The sequence below is a fragment of the Streptomyces sp. NPDC054794 genome, assembly GCF_053611585.1.
This window is the reverse complement of sequence record NZ_JBSHAQ010000009.1, coordinates 124,515-148,769: the sequence shown is the minus strand read 5'-3', so window position 1 is coordinate 148,769 and position 24,255 is coordinate 124,515. Positions and strand designations below refer to the sequence as shown.

Below are 24,255 nucleotides of genomic sequence, written 5' to 3'. Positions count from 1 at the left end.
CTGACTCACTCCTCGTGCTACTCGGACGAGGGCGCGTCACCCTCGTCCGTGCCGACGGCCGGGCCACCCTCGGCGGTCTCGTCGACGGCGATGTCACCGTCGACCTCCTCCGCCTCGCGACCCGCCTCGGCGTTACGTGCGATACCGACCACGGCATCGCGCTTGCCCAGGTTGATCAGTTGGACGCCCATGGTGTCACGGCCCGTCTCCCTGACCTCGTTGACTCGCGTACGAATCACACCGCCGGACAGCGTGATGGCGAGGATCTCATCGGTCTCCTCGACCACCAGCGCGCCGACGAGCGAGCCGCGGTCCTCCACGATCTTGGCGGCCTTGATGCCCAGGCCACCGCGACCCTGGACGCGGTACTCGTCGACGGGGGTCCGCTTCGCGTACCCGCCGTCCGTGGCAGTGAACACGAACGTACCGGGTCGAACAACATTCATCGAGAGAAGTTCATCGCCCTCACGGAAACTCATGCCCTTGACACCCGAGGTGGCACGGCCCATCGGCCGCAGGGACTCGTCCGTGGCAGTGAACCTGATCGACTGCGCCTTCTTGCTGATCAGCAGCAGATCGTCATCGGCCGAAACGAGCTCGGCTCCGATCAGTTCGTCGTCGGAACCGTCCTCCCGCTCCCGCAGGTTGATGGCGATGACACCACCCGAGCGCGGGGAGTCGTAGTCCTTCAGCGACGTCTTCTTGACCAGGCCCGCCTTGGTGGCCAGCACCAGGTACGGCGCCGCCTCGTAGTCGCGGATCGCGAGGATCTCGGCGATCGCCTCGTCCGGCTGGAAGGCGAGCAGGTTGGCCACGTGCTGGCCGCGCGCGTCCCGGCCGGCGTCGGGCAGCTCGTACGCCTTCGCCCGGTACACCCGGCCCTTGTTCGTGAAGAACAGCAGCCAGTGGTGCGTGGTGGAGACGAAGAAGTGGTCGACGATGTCGTCTTCCTTCAGCTTCGTGCCGCGCACGCCCTTGCCGCCGCGCTTCTGCGCCCGGTAGTCGTCCGTCTTGGTGCGCTTCACGTAGCCGCCGCGCGAGACGGTGACGACGATGTCCTCCTCGGCGATCAGGTCCTCGATGGACATGTCACCGTCGTAGGGCACCAGCATCGTCTTGCGGTCGTCGCCGTACTTCTCGACGATCGCGGCCAGCTCCTCGCTGACGATGCCGCGCTGGCGGACCGGCGAGGCCAGGATCGCGTTGTACTCGGTGATCTTCGCCTGGAGCTCGTCGTGCTCCTGGATGATCTTCTGGCGCTCCAGGGCGGCCAGTCGCCGCAGCTGCATCTCCAGGATGGCGTTGGCCTGGATCTCGTCGATCTCCAGGAGCTCCATCAGGCCCGTACGCGCGATCTCGACCGTGTCGCTGGCCCGGATCAGCGCGATGACCTCGTCGATGGCGTCCAGCGCCTTCAGCAGACCGCGCAGGATGTGCGCGCGCTCCTCGGCCTTGCGCAGCCTGAAGCGCGTCCGGCGGACGACGACCTCGATCTGGTGCGTCACCCAGTGGCGGATGAACGCGTCCAGGGACAGCGTGCGCGGCACGCCGTCGACCAGCGCCAGCATGTTGGCGCCGAAGTTCGTCTGCAGGTCGGTGTGCTTGTACAGGTTGTTCAGGACGACCTTGGCGACCGCGTCCCGCTTCAGGACGATCACCAGGCGCTGGCCCGTACGGGACGACGTCTCGTCGCGGACGTCCGCGATGCCACCGATCTTGCCGTCCTTCACCAGGTCGGCGATCTTCTGCGCGAGGTTGTCGGGGTTGACCTGGTAGGGCAGCTCCGTGACCACCAGGCACTGGCGGTTCTGGATCTCCTCGACCTCGACGACCGCGCGCATGGTGATCGAGCCACGGCCCGTGCGGTAGGCCTCCTCGATGCCCTTGCGGCCCACGACGAGCGCGCCGGTCGGGAAGTCGGGGCCCTTGATGCGCTCGATCAGCGCGTCCAGGAGCTCCTCGTGCGAGGCCTCCGGGTTCTCCAGGCACCATTGGGCGCCGGCCGCGACCTCGCGCAGGTTGTGCGACGGGATGTTGGTCGCCATGCCGACCGCGATACCGGCGGAGCCGTTGATCAGCAGGTTCGGGAAGCGGGAGGGCAGGACGGTCGGCTCCTGGGAGCGGCCGTCGTAGTTGTCCGTGAAGTCGACGGTCTCCTCGTCGATGTCGCGGACCATCTCCATCGACAGCGGCGCCATCTTGCACTCGGTGTAGCGCATGGCGGCCGCCGGGTCGTTGCCCGGGGAGCCGAAGTTGCCGTTGGAGTCGACGAGCGGCATCCGCATCGCCCACGGCTGCGCGAGGCGGACCAGCGCGTCGTAGATCGAGGAGTCGCCGTGCGGGTGGTAGTTGCCCATGACGTCGCCGACCACGCGGGCGCACTTGTAGAAGCCGCGCTCGGGGCGGTAGCCGCCGTCGTACATGGCGTACAGGACGCGCCGGTGGACGGGCTTGAGACCGTCGCGGACGTCGGGCAGCGCACGGGACACGATGACGGACATCGCGTAGTCGAGGTACGAGCGCTGCATCTCCGTTTCGAGCCCGACGGGCTCGACGCGCACGGTGATCTCGGCGCCCTCGGTCTCAGGAGTGTCTGGAGTGTTCTCGTCGGCCATTGCTGGTGAAGATCCTTCCTGGTGCGGTCAGCTGAGACCGACTCAGATGTCGAGGAAGCGGACGTCCTTGGCGTTGCGCTGGATGAACGCGCGGCGGGCCTCGACGTCCTCGCCCATGAGGACCGAGAACAGGTCGTCGGCCTGGGCGGCGTCGTCGAGGGTGACCTGGCCGAGGACGCGGTGCTCGATGTCCATGGTGGTCACGCGCAGCTCCTCGGCGTTCATCTCGCCGAGACCCTTGAAGCGCTGGATCGAGTCCTCCTTGATGCGCTTGCCGCGCTGGCGGCCCATCTCGATCAGCGCGTCGCGCTCGCGGTCGGAGTACGCGTACTCGACCTCGTCCCGGCCCCACTTGATCTTGTAGAGCGGGGGACGGGACAGGTACACGTGCCCCTTCTCCACCAGGTCCCGCATGAAGCGGAACAGGAAGGTCAGCAGCAGGGTGTTGATGTGCTGGCCGTCGACGTCGGCGTCCGCCATCAGGATGATCTTGTGATAGCGGAGCTTCTCGATGTCGAAGTCCTCGTGCACGCCCGTGCCGAAGGCGGAGATCAGCGCCTGGATCTCCTGGTTCTGCAGGATCTTGTCGATCCGCGCCTTCTCGACGTTGAGGATCTTGCCTCGGATCGGGAGGATCGCCTGGTACTGCGGGTTGCGGCCGGACTTGGCCGAGCCGCCGGCGGAGTCACCCTCGACGATGAAGATCTCGCACTTGGTCGGGTCGTTGGACTGGCAGTCCGAGAGCTTGCCCGGCAGGGACGCGCTCTCCAGCAGACCCTTGCGGCGGGTGAGGTCACGGGCCTTGCGGGCCGCCACGCGCGCGGTGGCCGCCTGGATGCCCTTGCGGACGATGTCCGCCGCCTCGTTCGGGTTGCGGTCCAGCCAGTCGTTGAGGTGCTCGTAGACCGCCTTCTGGACGAAGGTCTTCGCCTCCGTGTTGCCCAGCTTGGTCTTGGTCTGGCCCTCGAACTGGGGCTCGCTCAGCTTGACCGAGATGATCGCGGTCAGACCCTCACGGATGTCGTCACCGGTGAGGTTGTCGTCCTTCTCGCGCAGCAGCTTCTTGTCGCGCGCGTACTTGTTGATCAGCGAGGTCAGGGCCGCGCGGAAGCCCTCCTCGTGCGTACCGCCCTCGTGGGTGTGGATGATGTTGGCGAAGGAGTACACGCCCTCGCTGTAGCCGCTGTTCCACTGCATCGCGACTTCGAGGGACAGGCTCTTGTCCTTGTCCTCGCCCTCGAGGTCGATCACGGTGGGGTGGACCGCGTCTCCCTTGCGGGAGTTGAGGTACTTCACGAAGTCGACGATGCCGCCCTCGTAGTGGTACGTGACGGTCTTGACCTCGTCCTTCTCGTCCGCACCCGCCTCGTCCGCCCCGGCGGTGGCCTTCGCCGACTCGCGCTCGTCAGTGAGTTTGATGGTCAAACCCTTGTTGAGGAACGCCATCTCCTGGAAGCGCCGCGAGAGCGTCTCGAAGGAGTACTCGGTGGTCTCGAAGATGTCCGGGTCGGCCCAGAAGGTGACCGAGGTGCCGGTCTCGTCCGTGGCCTCGTGCTGGGCGAGGGGGGCCGTCGGGACGCCGAGCTTGTAGTCCTGCGTCCAGCGGTGGCCGTCCGTCCTGATCTCGACGGACACCTTGGTCGACAGGGCGTTCACGACGGAGACGCCGACGCCGTGCAGACCGCCGGAGACCGCGTAACCGCCGCCGCCGAACTTGCCGCCCGCGTGCAGCACGGTCAGCACGACCTCGACGGCCGGCTTGCCCTCGGAGGGCACGATGCCCACCGGGATGCCTCGGCCGTTGTCGACGACCCGGACGCCGCCGTCGGCGAGGATCGTGACGTCGATCGTGTCCGCGTGGCCGGCCAGCGCCTCGTCGACGGAGTTGTCCACGACCTCGTACACCAGGTGGTGCAGACCGCGCTCGCCGGTGGAGCCGATGTACATACCGGGTCGCTTGCGGACCGCGTCCAGCCCTTCGAGGACGGTGATGGCGCTGGCGTCGTACGAGGTGGTGACCTCGCCGTTCGACGAGTTCACCGCGCCGTCGGCGCTGGCGTCGGTGGACGGGATGTTCTCGTTGGGGTTGCCGGAATCGGCCACGAAGCGCCCTTTCTGGCACTGGCACAGCACGAGCCTGGCTCCTGGGGGCGCCCCCTTTGGGGGAGGTTGCCGGAGCGGCTGCGGCATGTTGCGTTGGTAAGCCTTGATCAGCGTTGCTCAGCTTTTCCCGGACGGTCCCCACGAGTGGGGCGGGATTGGCTTCCAGTCTACCGGTAGCGCCGACAGTGATGGGGGTTTGCCGGTACCTGAGTCCCCATGTGCCGCCCTGAACCGGTCCCGATTGGGTCCCGATATACGGATGGGGGCTCCAAGAGGCTCACAGCGGCACTCAGCGCTTCGGGCTGTCAACCCTTGGCTACTCCGGGGTCAGGTCCGGATTCGCAACCGCGTGCGGTTGTACGCCGGGGGCACAAGCAGGTCTCACGCAGGCCTCGCCGCGTGACGTACATCACCCGTAGGTGTCGCCGAGACCCGTGCTTCCAGGGGCGCGCAAGGGGCCGTAGCGGCGGGTGGGGCCACTGGGACCGTGCACCTTGATCACCCGCACCGTGCCGTGTCCGAGGTCCTCGTTGAGCCGGGCGACCAGCGCGGGGGCCAGCAGCCGCAGCTGCGTGGCCCACGCCGTGGAGTCGCACTGCACGACCAGCACCCGCTCGTCCTCGTCGTACCGCTGCGGCACGCAGTGCTTGGCGAGGTCCTCCCCGACGATCTGCGGCCAGCGGCCCATGACCCCGCCCACCGCGGCCGGGGTCTCCCAGCCCCGCTCGGTGATCAGCCGGTTGATCGCGGAGCCGAGCGCCATCGGGTCGCGCCCGTCGGCGCGCGCGCCGGAGCGCAGGCCGCCGCGGCGCGCCTGCTTCTTCTGCTGCGCCGCGTCCCCACGCGCGCGTGCCTGCTCCCGCGCCGCGCGCAGCGCCACGCGCGCGAGATCGACACCGGACGGCTCCGGCGCCTTCCCGGGGGTGGGTTCCTGGCCGCTCATACGCGCTCCACCGTCCCCTCGGACACCACGTACCGCGCCCCGGTGAGGACGTGCGGTACGTCGTCGCCGACCGCGGCGGTCACCAGCACCTGCTCACCGGGCGCGACCAGCTCGGCCAGCCGCTCCCGGCGGCGGGCGTCCAGCTCGGCGAAGACGTCGTCGAGGATCAGCACCGGCTCGTTGCCCTCCGCGCGCAGCAGGTCGTACGACGCCAGCCGCAGCGCCAGCGCGTACGACCACGACTCGCCGTGGGAGGCATAGCCCTTGGCGGGCAGCTGACCGAGCTTGAGCACCAGATCGTCCCGGTGCGGGCCGACGAGCGTGACGCCCCGCTCGATCTCCTGCTTGCGGGCCTCGGCGAGCGCGGCCATCAGCTGGGCGTACAGATCCTCGCGCGTGTGGGCCTCACCGGGCGCCGACGGCTTGTACTCCAGGGCGACGGGACCGCCGCCCGGAGCCAGCTGCTCGTACGCCTTGTCGGCCAGCGGCTGGATCGCGGCGATCAGGTCCAGGCGCTGGGCGAGCAGCTCGGCGCCCGCCCGCGCGAGGTGCTGGTCCCACACGTCGAGCGTGGACAGATCCATCGAGCGCCCACCGTGCCGGCGGGCCAGCGCGGCCGTCTTCAGCAGCGTGTTGCGCTGCTTGAGCACCCGCTCGTAGTCGGAGCGCACGCCCGCCATGCGCGGGGAGCGGGCGGTGATCAGCTCGTCCAGGAGGCGCCGCCGCTCACCGGGGTCGCCCTTGACCAGGGCGAGGTCCTCGGGCGCGAACAGCACGGTCCGTACGATCCCCAGCACGTCACGCGGTCTGACCTGCGAGGACCTGTTGATCCGGGCGCGGTTGGCCTTGCCGGGGTTCAACTCCAGCTCGACCAGCTGCTGCCGCTCGCCCTGCCTGACCTGCGCCCGGATGATCGCCCGGTCGGCGCCCATGCGGACCAGGGGGGCGTCGGAGGCGACGCGGTGGCTGCCGAGGGTGGCGAGGTAGCCGATCGCCTCGACGAGGTTGGTCTTCCCCTGCCCGTTCGGGCCGACGAAGGCGGTGACGCCCGGGTCGAGCGGGACCTCGACCCGGGCGTACGAGCGGAAGTCGGCCAGCGACAGATGCGTGACGTGCATGGTCGTTCGCCGACCTCCCCCAGGGTTGTGGATCGCTGGGCGACCCTGTGGATTACTTCTTCTCTACGGCGTGGCCGCCGAACTGGTTGCGCAGCGCGGCGATCATCTTCATCTGCGGCGAGTCCTCCTGACGGGAGGCGAACCGCGCGAACAGCGAGGCGGTGATCGCGGGCAGCGGCACCGCGTTGTCTATGGCGGCCTCCACAGTCCACCGGCCCTCGCCGGAGTCCTGTGCATAACCCTTCAGCTGCTCCAGGTGCTCGTCCTCGTCGAGGGCGTTCACCGCGAGGTCGAGCAGCCAGGAGCGGATGACCGTGCCCTCCTGCCAGGAGCGGAAGACCTCGCGGACGTCCGTGACGGAGTCGACCTTCTCCAGGAGCTCCCAGCCCTCGGCGTAGGCCTGCATCATCGCGTACTCGATGCCGTTGTGGACCATCTTCGCGAAGTGCCCCGCGCCGACCTTGCCGGCGTGCACCGCGCCGAAGTCACCCTCCGGCTTGAGCGCGTCGAAGACCGGCCGCACCTTGGCGACGTTCTCCGCGTCGCCGCCGTACATCAGCGCGTAGCCGTTCTCCAGGCCCCAGACGCCGCCGGAGACGCCGCAGTCGACGAAGCCGATGCCCTGGGCGGCCAGCTCCTCGGCGTGCTTCTCGTCGTCCGTCCAGCGGGAGTTGCCGCCGTCCACGACCACGTCACCGGGCTCCAGGAGCTTGGCGAGCTCGTCGATCGTGGTCTGGGTGGCCTCGCCGGCCGGGACCATCACCCAGACCACGCGGGGGCCGGAGAGCTTGCCCACAAGCTCTTCCAGGCTGTGGACATCGGCGAGGTCCGCGTTGCGGTCGTACCCGATGACGGTGTGGCCGGCGCGGCGGATCCGCTCGCGCATGTTGCCGCCCATCTTGCCGAGGCCGACGAGACCGAGCTCCATCAGTTGGTTCCTTAGGTTGCTGTGTGACGTGTGCGGCACGTTCGTACCTGCGTCCGAGCCTAAACCCGGACGCTCACGCACATCTGTGGGCATACGCGCTCATGCGTATGCCCTCACCTGCGGGTTCGTCCGACGGAGGGCGGCCCGGCTCAGCCGCTGAGGCGGACCGGCATGATCAGGTACTTGTAGGCGTCGTCCGCCTCCGCGTCCACCGCGGGCTTGCCGCTGAGCAGCGCGGGCTTGGTGGACGTGGTGAACGACAGCTGGGCCACCGGGGAGTCGATGGCGCTCAGGCCGTCCAGCAGGAAGGTCGGGTTGAAGGCGATCGAGATGTCGTCGCCGTCCAGCTGCGCGTCGACCCTTTCCACAGCCTGTGCGTCGTCGCTGGAGCCGGCCTCCAGGATGAGCACGCCCTGCTCGAAGCTCAGCCGCACCGGGGTGTTCCGCTCGGCGACCAGGGCCACACGCTTGACGGCCTCCACGAAGGGGGCGGTCTCGATCACGGCGACGGAGTTGAACTCGGTCGGGAACAGCGTGCGGTACTTCGGGAGGTCGCCCTCCAGCAGGCGGGTCGTCGTCCGCCGTCCGGCGCCCTCGAAACCGATCAGGCCCTCGCCCGCGCCCGAACCGGACAGCGCCAGGATCACGCTGTCGCCGCTGGTGAGCGCCTTGGCCGTGTCCAGGAGCGTCTTGGCGGGCACCAGGGCGACCGCGGAGGCGTCCGGGTTCTCCGGCTTCCACAGGAACTCGCGGACCGCGAAGCGGTAGCGGTCGGTGGAGGCCAGGGTGACCGTGTCGCCCTCGATCTCGATGCGCACACCGGTGAGGACGGGCAGCGTGTCGTCACGGCCGGCGGCGATGGCGACCTGCTGGACGGCGGAGGAGAAGACCTCGCCGGGGACGGTGCCGGTCGCGTTCGGCATCTGGGGCAGCGCCGGGTACTCCTCCACGGGCAGGGTGTGGAGGGTGAAGCGCGAGGAGCCGCAGACCACCGTCGCCCGTACACCGTCTGTGGAAATCTCGACCGGGCGGTTGGGGAGAGCACGGCAGATGTCGGCGAGCAGGCGGCCGGAGACGAGGACCGTGCCCTCCTCCTCGACCTCCGCGTCGACGGAGACGCGCGCGGAGACCTCGTAGTCGAAGCTCGACAGGCTCAGCTGCCCTTCCTCGGCCTTCAGCAGGAGGCCGGCGAGGACAGGCGCCGGCGGACGGGCCGGAAGGCTGCGTGCCGCCCAGGCCACTGCCTCCGCGAGTACGTCGCGTTCCACCCGGATCTTCACCGTAAGCCGCCTCCTGCTGTTGCTTCTGAGCCCTACGACCCGGTGTCACCGCCCACTGCGACGGGCAGAACACCGGGGACCAGTCTGACGCACCGCACTGACAGTAGGTGCCTGTCGGGGTCAAGTCGTGCCGAGGGGCGGTCGGGCTCGAAACAGCGAGTTGTGCACAGGCCCCGCTTCGAAACGGATTCCGCACTCTCTCTGGTCGGGAGTAGTAGTAGGGCCTGTGGATACCGTGGATAACCACGTTTGCCCAGCTCAGCGCGGAAATTTTGTCCACCGACCCTGTGGGTGACGCCGGTGGACAACTGGGGGTCTCTGTGGAGAACAAGAAGTTCTGCACACTCCACCCACAGCCCGAGGGCACTTCTCCCCAGCTGCGTCCCCAGGTTTACCCACGTTTCCCACACCCCAACCAGGCACCTTGGTGTGACGGCTTTCACTCGACGCGGTGATCAGGTACGTCGCGTTGCCGAACAGTGGACAGGCATGTGGAGAAGACCCGGTTCACTGGGGACAACCGCCCCCAGCCTGTGGGCTACCGGTGGACAACTTCGTGCACAGCCTGTGGATCTCCGCTTTGTCCACAGTCTGTGGAGATCCTTCGTCCACGATTCCACAGGGTCCTGAGCTGGGCTGACAGCTCCTCAACAGCCAGCCTGTGGACGGAGATCGGGACAACTTCACAGTCCCCAGGATGTGGACGGAAGAAAGTCACCGAATCTGTGGAGAGCGGCCGTAACCCTTCAGGTATTCGAACAGCCGGTGGCCGCGGAACGACGGGTCGCTCCGCGGGAGAGCGGCGGAGGAAGGGCGGCGGCGGGCCTCGGAAAGGGCCAGGGACGCCCTCCCGGGGCTACGGGACGGCCTCGCGGAGGGACGACCGGACGTGTGCCGGCGCGGCGGCGGGCGTCGTGCCGGAACGACCGAGGGCGCCTCCGGGATCTGTTCCCGGAGGCGCCCTCAGTGCCCGTGCCTGGGCCGTCAGCCGTTCTTGATGCGGTTGGTCAGCTCGGTGACCTGGTTGTAGATGGAGCGCCGCTCGGCCATCAGCGCGCGGATCTTGCGGTCGGCGTGCATGACGGTCGTGTGGTCGCGGCCGCCGAACTGTGCGCCGATCTTCGGCAGCGACAGATCGGTGAGCTCACGGCACAGGTACATGGCGATCTGCCGGGCCGTGACCAGCTGGCGGCCGCGCGAGCTGCCGCACAGGTCCTCGACCGTGAGACCGAAGTAGTCGGCCGTCGCCGCCATGATGGCCGTCGCGGTGATCTCCGGCGTCGAGTCCTCGCCGCCGGGGATCAGGTCCTTGAGGACGATCTCGGTCAGGCCCAGGTCCACCGGCTGCCGGTTCAGCGACGCGAACGCCGTCACCCGGATCAGCGCGCCCTCCAGCTCGCGGATGTTGCGTGAGATGCGGGAGGCGATGAACTCCAGCACCTCCGGCGGGGCGTTGAGCTGCTCCTGCACCGCCTTCTTGCGCAGGATCGCGATCCGCGTCTCCAGCTCGGGCGGCTGGACGTCGGTGATCAGACCCCACTCGAAACGGTTCCGCAGCCGGTCCTCCAGCGTCACCAGCTGCTTGGGCGGCCGGTCGCTGGAGAGCACGATCTGCTTGTTGGCGTTGTGGAGCGTGTTGAAGGTGTGGAAGAACTCCTCCTGCGTCGACTCCTTGTCCGCCAGGAACTGGATGTCGTCCACGAGAAGGATGTCCATCTCGCGGTAGCGCTTGCGGAAGCTGTCGCCCTTGCCGTCGCGGATGGAGTTGATGAACTCGTTGGTGAATTCCTCGGAGCTCACGTAGCGCACGCGCGTGCCCGGGTAGAGGCTGCGCGCGTAGTGCCCGATCGCGTGCAGCAGGTGCGTCTTGCCGAGGCCCGACTCCCCGTAGATGAAGAGGGGGTTGTACGCCTTGGCGGGCGCCTCGGCGACGGCGACCGCGGCCGCGTGCGCGAAGCGGTTGGACGCGCCGATCACGAACGTGTCGAAGAGGTACTTCGGGTTCAGCCGCGCGGTCGGCTCACCGGGACCGGCAGCCGGCGCGGGCTGCGCGGCCGACGGGCCGGGCGTCGGCCCGCCGGTGCCCCCCGGACCGCCGCGGTGCCCATGACCGGGGCCGGACGGCGGCTCGGGCAGCTCGCGGCGGGACGGGTCGCGCTGGTCGTAGTCGACGCGGGACGGGTCGTACTCGGAGCGCTGGCCGTCGTACGACGGACGCTCCATCGGCTGCGGCCGGTAGTCCTGGCTCGGGGAGCCGTACACGTCGTTCCCCGGCCCGTACGCGTCCTGCGACGGCGTCCGGTAGGAGTCCCGCGACGGCGAGCCGTAGGAGTCCTGGGACGGCGAGGCGTAGGGGTCGCGCTCGGGGAAGCCGAGCCGCTGCTGCTGCCAGCTGTACTCGTCCTGCTGGGGCCGGTACTCGTCCTGCTGCGGCCGCGGCCAGGCGCCGGGCTCAGGGCGCTGGTACTCGGAGGGGTAGGCGGGCCGGGCCGTGGGGAGTTGGTCGGCGCGGGACGCCGGGTCGCCGCCCTGGTGCTGGTCGGCGCGGTGACGGCCGTATCCCTCGTACTGCCCGGAGGGGAGTTCGGGCTCCTCGTAGCGCGGCTTCGGCAGAACCTGGGGCGCCGGCGGGGCCGGGGGCTCGCCGGCGGAGTCGTCGACGGTGATCGCGATGCGGATCGGGCGGCCGCACTCCCGGCTCAGGGTCTCGCTGACGATCGGGGCGAGACGGCCCTCCAGTACGCCCTTCGCAAATTCGTTCGGTACGGCGAGCAGGGCGGTGTCCGCGACCAGCGCGAGCGGCTGGCAGCGCCGGATCCAGTGCTCGTCCTTCGACTCGACACCCTGACCGCGACCCTCTCCGAGGAGCTGCTCCAGTACTCGTGGCCACACTGCGGCAAGATCGGCAGGTACGTCAGCCACAGGGCACGCTCTCTCACAGGTCCCACGAACGTGTGGTTGTGGGACGGATCGGGATGTAAATCGGGTGGACGGCCGGGAGGAACCCCGCTCGGCCGGGGATAAGGGAACGAATCGGAGTCCAGCCACGGTAGTCAGCGCGGCGGGTGCGGTTCAAGTTGTTGTCCCCAGCCTGTGGATAGTGTCTCTCCGTGACCCCCGGTTTGACCGGATGGCGTAGCCCCGCGTACCGTAACCAGGTCGAGTTGTCGATGGCTGCTGCCGCCTGCCTCCGATGGGCACAGATCACTGAAGGTGATCGGGAAGCGGTGCACTCGGGCGTGACGCGAGCTACTCGTGGGCGCACGGTGACAGCCAGGACGGCACCCCGCCACCACCGATTGATTTCTGGAGCCCCCGAGTGAGCAAGCGCACTTTCCAGCCGAACAACCGTCGTCGGGCGAAGACCCACGGCTTCCGCCTGCGGATGCGTACCCGTGCGGGCCGCGCGATTCTCGCGAACCGTCGTGCCAAGGGTCGCGCCAGCCTGTCCGCCTGATCCCGATCAGGTCATGACGTCGTGCTGCCCACCGAGAACCGGCTGAGGCGGCGCGAGGACTTCGCGACCGCGGTACGACGAGGGCGCCGGGCAGGCCGCCCGCTCCTCGTCGTCCACTTTCGTAGCGGTGCCACGGACCCGCACGCGCCAGGGGAGAGCGCTCCCCCGACGCGTGCGGGTTTCGTCGTGAGCAAGGCAGTGGGTGGCGCGGTCGTACGCAATGCGGTGAAGCGCAGACTGCGCCATCTGATGCGTGACCGAGTCGCCCTGTTTCCCCCCGGTAGCCTGGTAGTCGTACGGGCGCTACCCGGAGCGGGCGACGCCGACCATGCACAACTGGCCCAAGACCTCGATGCCGCCCTTCAACGGCTACTGGGAGGGGGCGCGCGATGAAGTACCCGCTGCTGGCACTGATCAAGCTGTACCAGTGGACGATCAGCCCGTTGTTGGGCCCGGTGTGCAAGTACTACCCGTCGTGTTCGCACTACGGGTACACGGCCATCGACCGACACGGTGCGATCAAGGGAACGGCACTCACTGCCTGGCGCATCCTCCGGTGCAATCCGTGGTCGCTCGGCGGTGTGGACCATGTTCCGCCGCGTAAGCGCCCGCGGTGGCACGAAATGCTGCGCGACGCCTGGCGTGCACGCAAGGGCGGGCCCTCCGCCGCCGAATCGGCCATCGAAGAGATTCCGTCTTCGAGCCCGGCCGCAGAGACCCCGTCCCATGCCCAAGGAGCATGATTAGTGGACACGATTGCCAGCCTCTTCAGCTTCATCACGACACCCGTCTCCTGGGTCATCGTCCAGTTCCACGCGGTGTACGGCGCCATCTTCGGCCCCGACACCGGATGGGCCTGGGGCCTGTCCATCGTGTCCCTGGTGATTCTGATTCGTATCTGCCTGATCCCGCTCTTCGTGAAGCAGATCAAGGCGACCCGGGCCATGCAGACGCTGCAGCCCGAGATGAAGAAGATCCAGGAGCGCTACAAGAACGACAAGCAGCGCCAGTCCGAAGAGATGATGAAGCTGTACAAGGACGCGGGCACCAACCCGCTCTCCTCGTGCCTTCCCATCCTGGCGCAGTCCCCGTTCTTCTTCGCCCTGTACCACGTGCTCAACGGCATCGCCTCGGGCGACACCGTCGGGGTCATCAACCAGAGCCTGCTGGAGAGCGCGCAGAAGGCGCACATCTTCGGTGCTCCGCTGGCCTCGAAGTTCCTGGACAGCGCTGACACGGCCGCCAAGCTCGGCGCCTCGCTGACGGACATCCGCGTCGTCACCGCCATCATGATCGTCCTGATGTCGGGGTCGCAGTTCTACACGCAGCGTCAGCTGATGACGAAGAACGTCGACACGACGGTGAAGACCCCGTTCATGCAGCAGCAGAAGATGCTGATGTACGTCTTCCCGATCATGTTCGCCTTCTTCGGCATCCGCTTCCCGGTCGGTGTCCTCGTCTACTGGCTGACCACCAACGTGTGGACCATGGGCCAGCAGATGTACGTCATCCACAACAACCCCACCCCGGGTTCCAAGGCCCAGGCCGCTTACCTGGAGCGCCTGACCAAGCACGTCACGAGCCACGGCAAGACCCGCCGGCGGAGTGAGAAGACCATCGTCAAGGCGATCGTCGCCAAGGGCCGTGACCGCAACGACGCCGAGCGTCAGTTCATCAACGCCCTGAGCAAGGCCGGCCTCGCGGCCCAGGCCGACGGCACCGTGGTGAAGGGCGAAGCCCAGGCCGCCGCCCAGACCGAGGACGGTGCGGCAGCCCCCAGGCGCCAGCAGCCCAAGCGTCAGACCAAGTCGCAGCGTCAGTCCGGTGGCCTGAAGCAGGCCGATGACTCCACGCCGACGACGTCGCTGGAGAAGTCCGATGAGCCGCAGGACGCCAAGCCCGCCGCTCAGGAGCCTTCGAAGTCCGGCTCCGGTGCCCGCAGCAAGGCCCAGTCCGGTCAGCGCAAGGGGCCGCAGCGGCCCAAGTCCCCGTCCAAGAAGTAAGAAGGAGTCCATCCCGTGACGGAAGGCACCACCTCCGCCGCTGCCGAGGGTGCAGACACCCTGTCCCGCCTGGAGCAGGAGGGCGAGATCGCGGCGGACTACCTTGAGGGTCTGCTGGACATCGCCGACCTCGACGGCGATATCGACATGGACGTCGAGGCCGACCGTGCCTCTGTGTCGATCATCAGCGACACGGGCGGCCGTGACCTGCAGAAGCTGGTCGGCCGTGACGGCGAGGTGCTGGAGGCGCTGCAGGAGCTGACGCGCCTGGCCGTGCACCGGGAGACCGGCGACCGCAGTCGGCTGATGCTGGACATCGCGGGCTACCGCGCCAAGAAGCGCGCCGAGCTGTCCGAGCTGGGCGCCAAGGCCGCCGCCGACGTCAAGAACACCGGTGAGCCCGTGAAGCTCAAGCCGATGACCCCGTTCGAGCGCAAGGTCGTGCACGACGCGGTCAAGGCCGCGGGGCTGCGCAGCGAGTCGGAGGGCGAGGAGCCGCAGCGCTTCGTCGTCGTACTTCCCGCTTGATCGGTCCCTTACGATCCACCGGCCCCGTCTGCCCGCAGGCGGGGCCGAACTTTGTCAGCCTGGTAGTTCTGGTGGTCGACGCTCGGTGCGTCGGCGCTGTACGGAAGGACGGTCCCCGTGACGGAGGCAGCGGAGCTCCCCCCTGCGCCCGAGCAGGCGCGGGAAGTGTTTGGCGATCGCTTCGCCGATGCGGTCCGCTACGCGGAGCTGCTCGCCGTGGCGGGCGTGCAGCGCGGTCTGATCGGCCCACGCGAAGTGCCCCGTCTGTGGGAGCGCCATCTACTGAACTGCGCGGTGCTCTCGGAGGTCGTCCCCGAGGGGGTGACCGTGTGCGACGTCGGCTCGGGAGCCGGGCTGCCGGGGATTCCCCTGGCCCTCGTCCGGGAGGACCTGAAGATCACCTTGCTGGAACCGCTGCTGCGGCGTACCAACTTCCTCACCGAGGTCGTCGAGCTGCTGGGCCTGGATCACGTCACCGTCGTGCGTGGTCGCGCCGAGGAGGTCATGGGTACGCTGCCGCCGGTGCATGTGGTGACCGCGCGGGCCGTGGCTCCGCTGGACCGGTTGGCCACCTGGGGAATCCCGCTGTTGCGCCCGTACGGCGAGATGCTGGCGCTCAAGGGGGACACCGCCGAGGAGGAGCTCAAGAGCGCGGCTACCGCGCTGAGCAAGCTCGGAGCGGTGGAGACGTCCGTCCTGCACGTCGGTGAGGGTATCGTCGATCCTCTGTCCACGGTGGTGCGGGTCGAGGTCGGGGAGAGCCCCGGTGGTGTGAGGTTCGCCGCAAAGCGGGCGAAGGCCGCCCGTACGGGGCGCACGCGCCGCCGGCGTTGAGCGCTCCGTTTGAGACGTACTCCACACAAGCTGTCAAACCTACGCATCCCGGAGTGTCGCGAAGACCGAGCAGCGGCCGCTGTGCATCGTGTTTCACGTGAAACGTCGCTCACTGCTGCACGGCATCATCAGCCGCGGCCGCGCCGCCGCCGAACCACGCGACCGCAGGCCTCTTGGGTCACTCGGAGAGGCAACAGAGTTGTCCACAGAGGTGGATTTCTCCACAGAACAACAGGCCTCACTGGTTCACGACCCCGAAGACATGGGAGGCTCTGTTCATTGCGAGCCTGAAGTCGAGGAGAGTGAATCCGTGCGGTCCGACGCCAACATCGCGGGACCGATGACCGATCCGGTCCCCGGTCCCCGTACCGAGTCGATGGGGGCGGATGTTTCACGTGAAACACCGCCTCCGATGGACGACACTCCCATCGGTCGTGCTGCCCAACTGGCCGTGGAGGCTCTGGGCCGTGCCGGCGAAGGCCTTCCACGTCCCGAGCAGACCCGGGTCATCGTGGTCGCCAACCAGAAGGGCGGCGTCGGCAAGACGACGACTACGGTCAACCTCGCCGCTTCGCTGGCTCTCCATGGCGCCCGTGTCCTGGTGATCGACCTCGACCCGCAGGGCAACGCGTCCACTGCCCTGGGGATCGACCATCACGCCGAAGTGCCATCCATCTACGACGTATTGGTCGAGAGCAGGCCCCTGTCCGAGGTCGTCCAGCCGGTCCCCGATGTCGAAGGTCTCTTCTGCGCCCCCGCCACGATCGATCTCGCCGGTGCGGAGATCGAGCTGGTGTCCCTGGTGGCGCGAGAGAGCCGGCTTGAGAGGGCCATTCAGGCCTACGAGCAGCCGCTGGACTACATCCTCATCGACTGCCCGCCCTCGCTCGGCCTGCTGACGGTCAACGCACTCGTGGCGGGCCAGGAGGTCCTCATCCCGATCCAGTGCGAGTACTACGCGCTGGAGGGCCTGGGGCAGCTGCTGCGCAACGTCGACCTGGTGCGCGGTCACCTCAACCCGGCCCTGCACGTGTCGACCATCCTGCTCACCATGTACGACGGTCGTACGCGTCTTGCCTCCCAGGTCGCGGACGAGGTACGAAGTCACTTCGGCGACGAGGTCCTGCGGACGAGCATTCCCCGGTCGGTCCGTATCTCCGAGGCGCCGAGCTATGGGCAGACGGTGCTGACTTACGATCCTGGATCGAGTGGTGCCCTCTCCTACCTTGAGGCGGCACGAGAAATCGCGCTGAAGGGCGTCGGTGTCAGCTACGACCCGACACAGGCCCACATCGGCGCCCAGAGCAACCCGAGCATGGTGGAGGGGATTCAGTGAGCGAGCGACGGAGGGGTTTGGGTCGTGGACTCGGCGCACTGATCCCCGCTGCCCCGACCGAGAAGACCCCGGCTTCGGCCCCCTTGGGGAGCGCTGCGTCCGCTGCTCCCGTGGCGGTCCCGGCTCCGGTGCTGACGACCGATCGTGGGGTCGCAGCGGCCAAGGTGGCCACGCTGCCGTCCGTGGTGCAGGAGACCGAGGAGGTGTCGGTGAACGGCGTCGTGGAGGCGCCTGCGTCCCCCATGGGCGCCCACTTCGCCGAGATCGCCCTCGACTCCATCACGCCGAACCCGCGCCAGCCGCGTGAGGTCTTCGACGAGGACGCTCTGCAGGAGCTGGTCACCTCCATCAAGGAGGTCGGCCTTCTCCAGCCCGTCGTCGTACGGCAGCTCGGCCCCGCCCGCTACGAGCTCATCATGGGCGAGCGGCGCTGGCGGGCCTGCCGCGAGGCCGGCCTCGAAGCCATCCCGGCGATCGTGCGGGCCACGGACGACGAGAAGCTCCTTCTGGACGCCCTGCTGGAGAACCTGCACCGCGCCCAGCTGAACCCGCTGGAAGAGGCCGCCGCCTACGACCAGCTGCTGAAGGACTTCAACTGCACGCACGACCAGCTGGCGGACCGCATCGGCCGGTCCCGGCCGCAGGTCTCGAACACCCTGCGTCTGCTGAAGCTCTCGCCGGCGGTCCAGCGCCGCGTCGCCGCCGGTGTGCTGTCCGCCGGTCACGCGCGGGCTCTGCTCTCCGTCGAGGACTCGGAGGAGCAGGACCGGCTGGCCCACCGCATCGTGGCCGAGGGACTCTCGGTGCGCGCCGTCGAGGAGATCGTGACCCTGATGGGCTCGCGTCCCCAGACGGCACAGCGCTCCAAGGGGCCGCGTGCCGGTGCCCGGGTGTCCCCGGCGCTGAACGAGCTCGCGACGCGTCTGTCGGACCGCTTCGAGACCCGGGTGAAGGTCGACCTCGGTCAGAAGAAGGGCAAGATCACCGTCGAGTTCGCTTCCATGGAAGACCTGGAGCGGATCCTCGGCTCCCTCGCCCCGGGCGAGGGACCGGTCCTGCAGAAGGGCCTGCACGAGGGGCAGACGGAGGAGTCCGAGGACTGAGCCTCGGTCGGCTCTGATCGGTCCACGCCGAACGGCTTCGCCCGATCGGCCGGAGGAGAGCGGATTGTGTCCGGTGTGTACCGGAACACGGTCCGCTCTTTGCTTTTAGTCGGTATCGATGGAATCGCTTGGTGGATACGATGCGAGCGGGTATGGCGCATCCACCTGGCAGCATCCTCTGAGTGGGAGGCGGGGGCCATGCGATCGATGAGCCGCACCGGACTGGTGGGGGCGGGCCTCGGGCTGGGCGCGGTCGGCGGGTTCGTCGGCAGTCTGCTCAGAGAGCGCAGCGCACTGACAGCCGCTCGCGGGGCCGCGGGCAAAGGAAGCGAGGAACAGCCTTCATGGGGCGCCGGCTCGTACCGCTCACGCTGGACAACCTTCAGGACCTTCCCAACCGCTGTCGCTCGTGTGTCTTCTGGGAGCTCGACCCCGTCAGCGGCGAGGCCGCGGTAAGGGCGGGTACACCCGCCCTGGAGAAGGAGTCCTGGATCTCCGCGGTCCTGCTGGACTGGGGTTCCTGCGGCCGTGTGGTCTACGTCGACGACGCACCGGTGGGCTTCGTGCTCTACGCCCCACCTGCCTACGTTCCCCGCTCCACGGCGTTCCCCACGAGCCCCGTCTCATCGGACGCCGTACAGCTGATCACCGGCTTCATCCTGCCCGGCTATCAGGGCCAGGGGCTCGGCCGGGTGATGGTCCAGACTGTGGCCAAGGACCTGCTGCGACGCGGCTTCAAGGCCATCGAGGCATTCGGTGACGCCCGCTGGAAGGAGCTCGCCTGTCTGCTGCCCGCCGACCACCTCCTGGCCGTGGGCTTCAAGACCGTCCGGCAGCATCCCAAGCATCCGCGGCTGCGGTTGGAGCTGCGATCGACGCTCTCCTGGAAGGAAGACGTGGAGCTGGCGATCGACCGGCTGCTGGGAGCCGTACAGAAGGAACCGGCGCTCCGCCCCCTCTAGGCCGTAGCCCCTCAAAGCGAATGGGCCAACCCGACCGGGTTGGCCCATTCGTGTTTCACGTGAAACGTCACTCGGCGATGAACTCCGCCAGGTCGCGCTCGATCGCGGCCTTGGGCTTGGCGCCGACGATGGTCTTCGCGACCTCGCCGCCCTGGTACACGTTCAGGGTCGGGATGGACATGACGCCGTACTTGGCAGCCGTACCCGGGTTCTCGTCGATGTTGAGCTTGACGATCTCGATCTTGTCGCCGTGCTCGGCCGCGATGGCCTCCAGCGAGGGAGCGATCTGGCGGCACGGACCGCACCAGGCGGCCCAGAAGTCCACCAGGACGGGCTTGTCGCTCTTGAGGACGTCCTGCTCGAAGGAATCGTCGGTCACATTCTTCAGGGTGCCGGCCACGGCGGGCTCCTTAACTTGATCGTGCGGTGAGGCGGAAGGGGGGTCAGACAGAGGTCTTCTCGGGCTCGGCGTTCTCCTCGTCCGCCAGGGCAGAGAGGAAACGCTCGGCGTCGAGAGCGGCGGAGCAGCCGGTGCCGGCCGCGGTGATCGCCTGGCGGTAGGTGTGGTCGACCACGTCACCGGCGGCGAAGACACCCGTGAGGTTGGTGCGGGTGGAGGGCGAGGCGACCTTCAGGTAGCCCTCCTCGTCCAGGTCGAGCTGGCCCTTGAACAGCTCGGTGCGCGGGTCGTGGCCGATCGCGATGAACAGACCCGTCACCGGCAGGTCGGAGAGCTCACCGGTCTTGACGTTGCGGAGCTTGAGACCGGACAGCTTCTGCTCGCCCTGGACCTCCGCGACCTCGCTGTCCCAGACGAACTTGATCTTCGGGTCGGCGAAGGCGCGCTCCTGCATCGCCTTGGAGGCGCGCAGGCTGGCCCGGCGGTGGACGATCGTCACGGACTTGGCGAACCGCGAGAGGAAGGTGGCTTCCTCCATCGCGGTGTCACCGCCACCGATCACGGCGATGTCCTGGTCCTTGAAGAAGAAGCCGTCACAGGTGGCACACCAGGAGACACCACGGCCGGAGAGCGCGTCCTCGTTCGGCAGGCCCAGCTTGCGGTGCTGCGAGCCGGTGGTGACGATGACGGCCTTCGCCTTGTGGACCGTGCCCGCGGTGTCCGTGACGGTCTTGATCTCACCGGTCAGGTCGACGGAGACGACGTCGTCGGGGACCAGCTCTGCGCCGAAGCGCTCGGCCTGGGCGCGCATGTTGTCCATGAGGTCGGGGCCCATGATGCCGTCGCGGAAGCCCGGGAAGTTCTCCACCTCGGTGGTGTTCATCAGGGCACCGCCCGCCGTGACAGCCCCCTCGAACACCAGAGGCTTCAGCGACGCGCGCGCGGTGTAGAGCGCCGCCGTGTAGCCGGCGGGCCCGGAGCCGATGATGATCACGTTACGGACGTCGCTCACGGCTTGATTCCTCGTCTCTGCTCTGTGTCAGTCGACAGGTGCGAGTCCCTTCCGGGACTCTCACCCCACCCAACGGATCCTACGGGGCCCGCATTCCCGCTGTGTCCGGGCGCACGGGGGACGTCACACCGCACGGATATCCGGCTGGGGACGAGGGAAAGGAAGCCGCGCTGCGGGGACCCGGATCAGGGGCGTGCGAAGGACTGCTTCAGTAGTACCTTGCCGGGCGAGACGGGCTGCTGGTTCATGCAGGCGGCGTCGACGACGTAGGCGGTGACCCGGGTGGTGTCCTTGGCATCGGGCAGCACGACGAGGTACGCCTCCTTCCCGTCGTACATCCCCGTCTTGGCGCCGAGGACCTCACCCTTGCCGTTGAGGCCGTCCCGGACACAGTCCGGGATCGGGACGGAGGGCTGGATCAGGGTGTTCGCGGTCGCCGTCGATCCTGGGCCGTCCGTCTCGGACTCGATGCCCACGTGCGGCCTGTGGCTGCCGGAAGCGCGCGGCGAGCTCTTCCTCGTGGTCAGGAGATCCGTGACCTGCCCCTTGAGGGGGCTGCCGGAAAAGGTGGCGCTGGTCTGCTCGCCGTGTGCCGTCGTATGGGACGTGTCGTCGCTCAGGGACTGCAGGAACAGCGTTCCGGCCCCCAGGACGGCAGCGGTGAGGACGGCGCCCAGGACGGCCGTCCTGCGGCGGCGGCCGCGGCCCCGATCCTTGCGCCCCGGGCCGGTGGTCGCGTGCGGACGTCCGGCAGGCCGGTCGACCGGAGCCGATGTTTCACGTGAAACATGAGCATCGGCGTTCTCGGCGGACAGCCCGGAGGGAGCGGAGACCGAGGCCGGTGCGTCCACGGACTCCGGCGCGGTGGCGCTCAGCAGCGCCTCGGCGGCGAGGGCGGCATCGATACGGCTCGCGATGTCGGCGGGCATGGGCGCCGGGCCCGGGATGGTGCCCAGCAGGCCCCGGATCTCCTCCAGAGAGGCATGGACGTCCGTGCACAGTTCGCACTCGTCCAGATGACGCCGTACCTCGCTGCTGCGAGTGGGCGGGAGCAGGCCTTCGGTGAGGTCGGAGATCTCGGCGACGTCCGGGTGTCCGGTCGTGTCCGTCGTGGAAGTCACGCTCGCCCACCTCCGCCCTTCACTGCGGCTGAATCGCTCGGCCCTGTCCCGTGTGAACCTCCGTGGTGAGGTTCCGCTGCCGGTGGGACGGATGTCCCCGGCGCCCGGTTCCGTGCCGGGTCCTCCTTCTTCTCGTCACCGGAGATTTCCGGCCGTAGATGGGAGATGAGTGGGAGCAGTTTCGCTCTGCCACGAGCGCAGCGGCTCTTCACCGTGCCCGTCGGGACGTCGAGGATGTGGGCCGCCTCGGCGACGGGGTAGCCCTGCATGTCCACCAGGACGAGGGCCGCCCGCTGGTCGTGCGGAAGGGTGCCCAGGGCTTCCAGGAGCTGGCGGTGCAGATCGTTGCGCTCGGCGGGTGCCTCGGCCGACTCGTGCGGCTCCAGCAGCTGCTCCAGACGCTCGGTGTCGTCCACGGGAGCCGTCTTCCGGGAGGCCGCCTTGCGGGCGCGGTCCAGGCAGGCGTTCACCGTGATCCGGTGCAGCCAGGTCGTGACGGCCGACTGGCCCCGGAAGGTGTGGGCTGCCCGGTACGCGGACACGAGGGCGTCCTGGACCGCGTCAGCGGCCTCCTCCCGGTCCCCCAGCGTCCGCAGCGCCACTGCCCAGAGCCGATCCCGGTGCCTCCGCACGATCTCACCGAAGGCGTCGGGATCCCCCTCGACGTGACGGGCGAGCAGATCCTCGTCCTTTGCGTCGCCGTATCCGGCGGCATCTGCCATCGGCCCCTCCCTGGGGGCAACCTAGCTGGTCACCTTGATGTCCGCCACTCTGCCCCGGTAGGTGCCCTCGTCGGGCTGCAAGGGCAGCTTGGTGAGCCACACCAGGAGGTACCGGGTCTTGACGGTCTTGCCGGGCTTGAGCACCACCGACTGCCCCGACCCCTGGGCCACCTGTGTGAAGGAGTCGAACGACGTGGGCCGGGAGGTCGCGTCCGGGCCCGCGGAACGGAGCTCGACCGCCGTGTCCCCCATGAAGGTGACTGCCACCTTGCCGACGTCCTGGACCTTGCCGAGGTCCAGGACGATGCCGAGGCCCGGCTTCAGGTTGCCGAAGTTCGCACCCTTGTAGAAGTCCGTCTGCCAGTACGTCGCCGTGCTGCCGTCGTAGACCTTGCTTATGTCGGCCGGCTTCTCGGACTGGTCCCCGAACGGGTCGAAGTCGTGGGCACCTGCGATGGCGATCGGCTGACTGGCCGGCTTCTTCGGGGTCTTGTCGCCGCCGTCCGACGTCTGCGTCTTGTTCGTGTCGTCGGACTTGTTGCTCTGGTTCATCAGGGCGTCCGCGAGCTGCCAGCTGCCGAGGCCCAGAGCGGCGATCAGGAGGGCGGAGACCGCCCACTTGAGGGCCTTGCCCGTCCGGCTCTGCAGCGGCGGCGGAGGGGGCGTGAGGGGCTGCGTGACGCCGGGGTGCGGTGCCGTGCGGCCGTACGTGCCCTGCTGGTACGTCGTGCGCTGGTACTCCGGCGGTGCCGTGAACGCCGGCTCCGGCGGGCGGATGCGCGGCATCTCGCCGATCGCCTTCACCAGCTCCTCCGGCGTGGTGCACGCGGACTCGTGCCGGGAGGCGGTGGCGCCGTCGTTGACAAGCGCGCGCATCGCGAGCTCGGACAGGCCGCGGTGGACACCCGCACGCACCTGGTCCGGCGCGATGAGCCCGATGTCCTTGGGCAGTCCGGACAGGCCGTAGGCGTCGCTCTCGTACGGCCACCGCTGGGTCAGCGCGGCGTACAGCAGGGCGCCGATCGCCTCGGTGTCGGCGCGCTGGGGGGTGTCGGAGCTGATGCCGCGCAGCGCGGCGTTCACGGCCAGGCCGCGGATCCGCCACTGACCGGTCGAAGCCCGCAGTACGGCATTGGGGTTGAGGCGCAGATGTGCGAGGCCCTCGCGATGGGCGGCGGCCATGGCGGAGGACACCTGGCTCACCATCTGGTAGGCGTCGTGCGGCTCCATCGTCCCGGAGGAGAGCAGGGTGCTCAACTCGGTCGCGTCGGGCAGCCACTCGTGGACGACATAGACGAGGTCGTTCTCCTCGACGGCATCCAGGACCTGGACGAAGCGCGGGTCGCCCAGCAGCGCGGAGGACCGGGCCGCGGCCAGTACCGAACGCGCCCGCACGTGTTCCGCGGGCAGGACATGGACGCCTACGGCGCGACGGAGTTTCTCGTCGACCGCGCGCCAACTGCTGAATCCGTCCAGACGGGTGACGCACTCCTCCAGGCGGTAGCGCCTGGCGAGCTTGTGACCACTGTGCAGTTCGGGAGGTGAGGCCGTACCGGGACCGTCCGTCCCGCCGCTCCCCTGTGCCTCGTCGCTGTCCGTGTCCCGCTCCGGGTTCTGGGCCACCCCGTCGGCCGTGGACTGGTCCGCCTTGGCGGTCAGCGGCTCGTCACCGCTGTTGTCTGCCACGTCGACGGCAGCCGTGCTCCGTTCCGCCACCGTCGTCCCTGCCTCCCCATCCGTTGCACGCTGTCCGACGCCGAAACCAATTGTGCCCACAGTCTGCCGCTATG

General features: G+C 68.6%; 21 protein-coding genes. 9 read left to right on the top strand and 12 right to left on the bottom strand.

The genetic code is table 11. The features are described from left to right. Window positions 1-17: 17 nt before the first annotated feature. The 7 genes from gyrA to dnaA all read right to left on the bottom strand — a co-directional run bounded on the left by gyrA (window position 18) and on the right by dnaA (window position 11,909). On the bottom strand, window positions 18-2,615 hold the full coding sequence (gene gyrA / locus ACWGKT_RS12135; protein WP_356146327.1) for a DNA gyrase subunit A: 2,598 nt from the start codon (window positions 2,613-2,615) through the stop codon (window positions 18-20). A gap of 42 nt (window positions 2,616-2,657) precedes the next feature. After that, on the bottom strand, window positions 2,658-4,718 hold the full coding sequence (gyrB, locus tag ACWGKT_RS12130) for a DNA topoisomerase (ATP-hydrolyzing) subunit B (protein WP_453273488.1): 2,061 nt from the start codon (window positions 4,716-4,718) through the stop codon (window positions 2,658-2,660). Between the two features lie 409 nt (window positions 4,719-5,127). Further along, on the bottom strand, window positions 5,128-5,661 hold the full coding sequence (locus ACWGKT_RS12125; protein ID WP_453273487.1) for a DUF721 domain-containing protein: 534 nt from the start codon (window positions 5,659-5,661) through the stop codon (window positions 5,128-5,130). Continuing rightward, window positions 5,658-6,779, bottom strand: coding sequence for a DNA replication/repair protein RecF (gene recF / locus ACWGKT_RS12120; protein WP_453273486.1), 1,122 nt, complete (start codon window positions 6,777-6,779; stop codon window positions 5,658-5,660). Before recF ends, ACWGKT_RS12125 begins: the two co-directional genes overlap by 4 nt. A 52-nt stretch (window positions 6,780-6,831) precedes the next feature. Beyond that, window positions 6,832-7,707 carry a phosphogluconate dehydrogenase (NAD(+)-dependent, decarboxylating) gene (gene gnd, locus ACWGKT_RS12115; RefSeq protein WP_356143704.1) on the bottom strand — a complete coding sequence of 292 codons (876 nt, stop codon included), beginning with the start codon at window positions 7,705-7,707 and terminating at the stop codon, window positions 6,832-6,834. A gap of 149 nt (window positions 7,708-7,856) precedes the next feature. Then, entirely contained in the window at window positions 7,857-8,987 is a 1,131-nt protein-coding gene (dnaN, locus tag ACWGKT_RS12110) for a DNA polymerase III subunit beta (RefSeq protein ID WP_235451758.1), read from the bottom strand. Between the two features lie 984 nt (window positions 8,988-9,971). After that, on the bottom strand, window positions 9,972-11,909 hold the full coding sequence (dnaA, locus tag ACWGKT_RS12105) for a chromosomal replication initiator protein DnaA (protein WP_453273485.1): 1,938 nt from the start codon (window positions 11,907-11,909) through the stop codon (window positions 9,972-9,974). 397 nt (window positions 11,910-12,306) lie between these two features. On the opposite strand from dnaA, the gene rpmH reads away from it, so the two are divergent. From rpmH to ACWGKT_RS12060, 9 genes are all read left to right on the top strand, one after another. Then, a complete protein-coding gene (gene rpmH / locus ACWGKT_RS12100) occupies window positions 12,307-12,444 on the top strand; it encodes a 50S ribosomal protein L34 (protein ID WP_015659252.1) in 138 nt (45 codons plus the stop codon). A 21-nt stretch (window positions 12,445-12,465) separates the two neighbouring features. Then, window positions 12,466-12,837, top strand: coding sequence for a ribonuclease P protein component (rnpA, locus tag ACWGKT_RS12095; RefSeq protein ID WP_235451756.1), 372 nt, complete (start codon window positions 12,466-12,468; stop codon window positions 12,835-12,837). After that, window positions 12,834-13,187: a membrane protein insertion efficiency factor YidD gene (yidD, locus tag ACWGKT_RS12090; RefSeq protein ID WP_235451755.1), complete on the top strand. Its 354-nt coding sequence runs from the start codon at window positions 12,834-12,836 to the stop codon at window positions 13,185-13,187. Before rnpA ends, yidD begins: the two co-directional genes overlap by 4 nt. A gap of 3 nt (window positions 13,188-13,190) precedes the next feature. After that, window positions 13,191-14,447: a membrane protein insertase YidC gene (yidC, locus tag ACWGKT_RS12085; protein WP_356143699.1), complete on the top strand. Its 1,257-nt coding sequence runs from the start codon at window positions 13,191-13,193 to the stop codon at window positions 14,445-14,447. Window positions 14,448-14,462: 15 nt separating this feature from the next. Beyond that, window positions 14,463-14,975, top strand: a complete 513-nt coding sequence (locus tag ACWGKT_RS12080) for a Jag family protein (RefSeq protein ID WP_235451753.1) — start codon at window positions 14,463-14,465, stop codon at window positions 14,973-14,975. Between the two features lie 117 nt (window positions 14,976-15,092). Next, complete coding sequence (gene rsmG, locus ACWGKT_RS12075; protein WP_356143696.1) at window positions 15,093-15,809, top strand: 16S rRNA (guanine(527)-N(7))-methyltransferase RsmG; 717 nt, start codon at window positions 15,093-15,095, stop codon at window positions 15,807-15,809. A gap of 262 nt (window positions 15,810-16,071) precedes the next feature. Next, entirely contained in the window at window positions 16,072-17,145 is a 1,074-nt protein-coding gene (locus tag ACWGKT_RS12070; protein ID WP_453273552.1) for a ParA family protein, read from the top strand. Then, window positions 17,142-18,248 (top strand): ParB/RepB/Spo0J family partition protein, encoded by a 1,107-nt coding sequence (locus tag ACWGKT_RS12065; protein WP_453273484.1) that lies wholly within the window; start codon window positions 17,142-17,144, stop codon window positions 18,246-18,248. The genes ACWGKT_RS12070 and ACWGKT_RS12065 overlap by 4 nt, the downstream gene beginning before the upstream one ends. 344 nt (window positions 18,249-18,592) lie before the next feature. Further along, the gene (locus ACWGKT_RS12060) at window positions 18,593-19,210 is read left to right on the top strand and encodes a GNAT family N-acetyltransferase (RefSeq protein WP_453273483.1); all 618 of its coding nucleotides are present in this window, start codon (window positions 18,593-18,595) and stop codon (window positions 19,208-19,210) included. 67 nt (window positions 19,211-19,277) lie between these two features. On the opposite strand, the gene trxA is transcribed toward ACWGKT_RS12060, so the two are convergent. From trxA to ACWGKT_RS12035, 5 genes are all read right to left on the bottom strand, one after another. Continuing rightward, on the bottom strand, window positions 19,278-19,610 hold the full coding sequence (gene trxA, locus ACWGKT_RS12055) for a thioredoxin (protein WP_235451749.1): 333 nt from the start codon (window positions 19,608-19,610) through the stop codon (window positions 19,278-19,280). A 43-nt stretch (window positions 19,611-19,653) separates the two neighbouring features. Continuing rightward, entirely contained in the window at window positions 19,654-20,622 is a 969-nt protein-coding gene (gene trxB / locus ACWGKT_RS12050) for a thioredoxin-disulfide reductase (protein WP_453273482.1), read from the bottom strand. 185 nt (window positions 20,623-20,807) lie between these two features. Further along, window positions 20,808-21,743, bottom strand: coding sequence for an anti-sigma factor family protein (locus ACWGKT_RS12045; RefSeq protein ID WP_453273481.1), 936 nt, complete (start codon window positions 21,741-21,743; stop codon window positions 20,808-20,810). Further along, a complete protein-coding gene (gene sigM / locus ACWGKT_RS12040) occupies window positions 21,740-22,465 on the bottom strand; it encodes an RNA polymerase sigma factor SigM (RefSeq protein ID WP_453273480.1) in 726 nt (241 codons plus the stop codon). Before sigM ends, ACWGKT_RS12045 begins: the two co-directional genes overlap by 4 nt. Window positions 22,466-22,486: 21 nt before the next feature. Then, window positions 22,487-24,181 carry a protein kinase family protein gene (locus tag ACWGKT_RS12035; RefSeq protein WP_453273479.1) on the bottom strand — a complete coding sequence of 565 codons (1,695 nt, stop codon included), beginning with the start codon at window positions 24,179-24,181 and terminating at the stop codon, window positions 22,487-22,489. Window positions 24,182-24,255 lie beyond the last annotated feature (74 nt).

Excerpts from the sequence above, each read along its gene's own strand:
- gyrA (WP_356146327.1), bottom strand. The coding sequence starts at position 2,615 with ATGGCCGACGAGAACACTCCAGACACTCCTGAGACCGAGGGCGCCGAG.
- ACWGKT_RS12125 (WP_453273487.1), bottom strand. The coding sequence starts at position 5,661 with ATGAGCGGCCAGGAACCCACCCCCGGGAAGGCGCCGGAGCCGTCCGGT.
- recF (WP_453273486.1), bottom strand. The coding sequence starts at position 6,779 with ATGCACGTCACGCATCTGTCGCTGGCCGACTTCCGCTCGTACGCCCGG.
- gnd (WP_356143704.1), bottom strand. The coding sequence starts at position 7,707 with ATGGAGCTCGGTCTCGTCGGCCTCGGCAAGATGGGCGGCAACATGCGC.
- yidD (WP_235451755.1), top strand. The coding sequence starts at position 12,834 with ATGAAGTACCCGCTGCTGGCACTGATCAAGCTGTACCAGTGGACGATC.
- ACWGKT_RS12070 (WP_453273552.1), top strand. The coding sequence starts at position 16,072 with ATGGGAGGCTCTGTTCATTGCGAGCCTGAAGTCGAGGAGAGTGAATCC.
- ACWGKT_RS12060 (WP_453273483.1), top strand. The coding sequence starts at position 18,593 with ATGGGGCGCCGGCTCGTACCGCTCACGCTGGACAACCTTCAGGACCTT.
- sigM (WP_453273480.1), bottom strand. The coding sequence starts at position 22,465 with ATGGCAGATGCCGCCGGATACGGCGACGCAAAGGACGAGGATCTGCTC.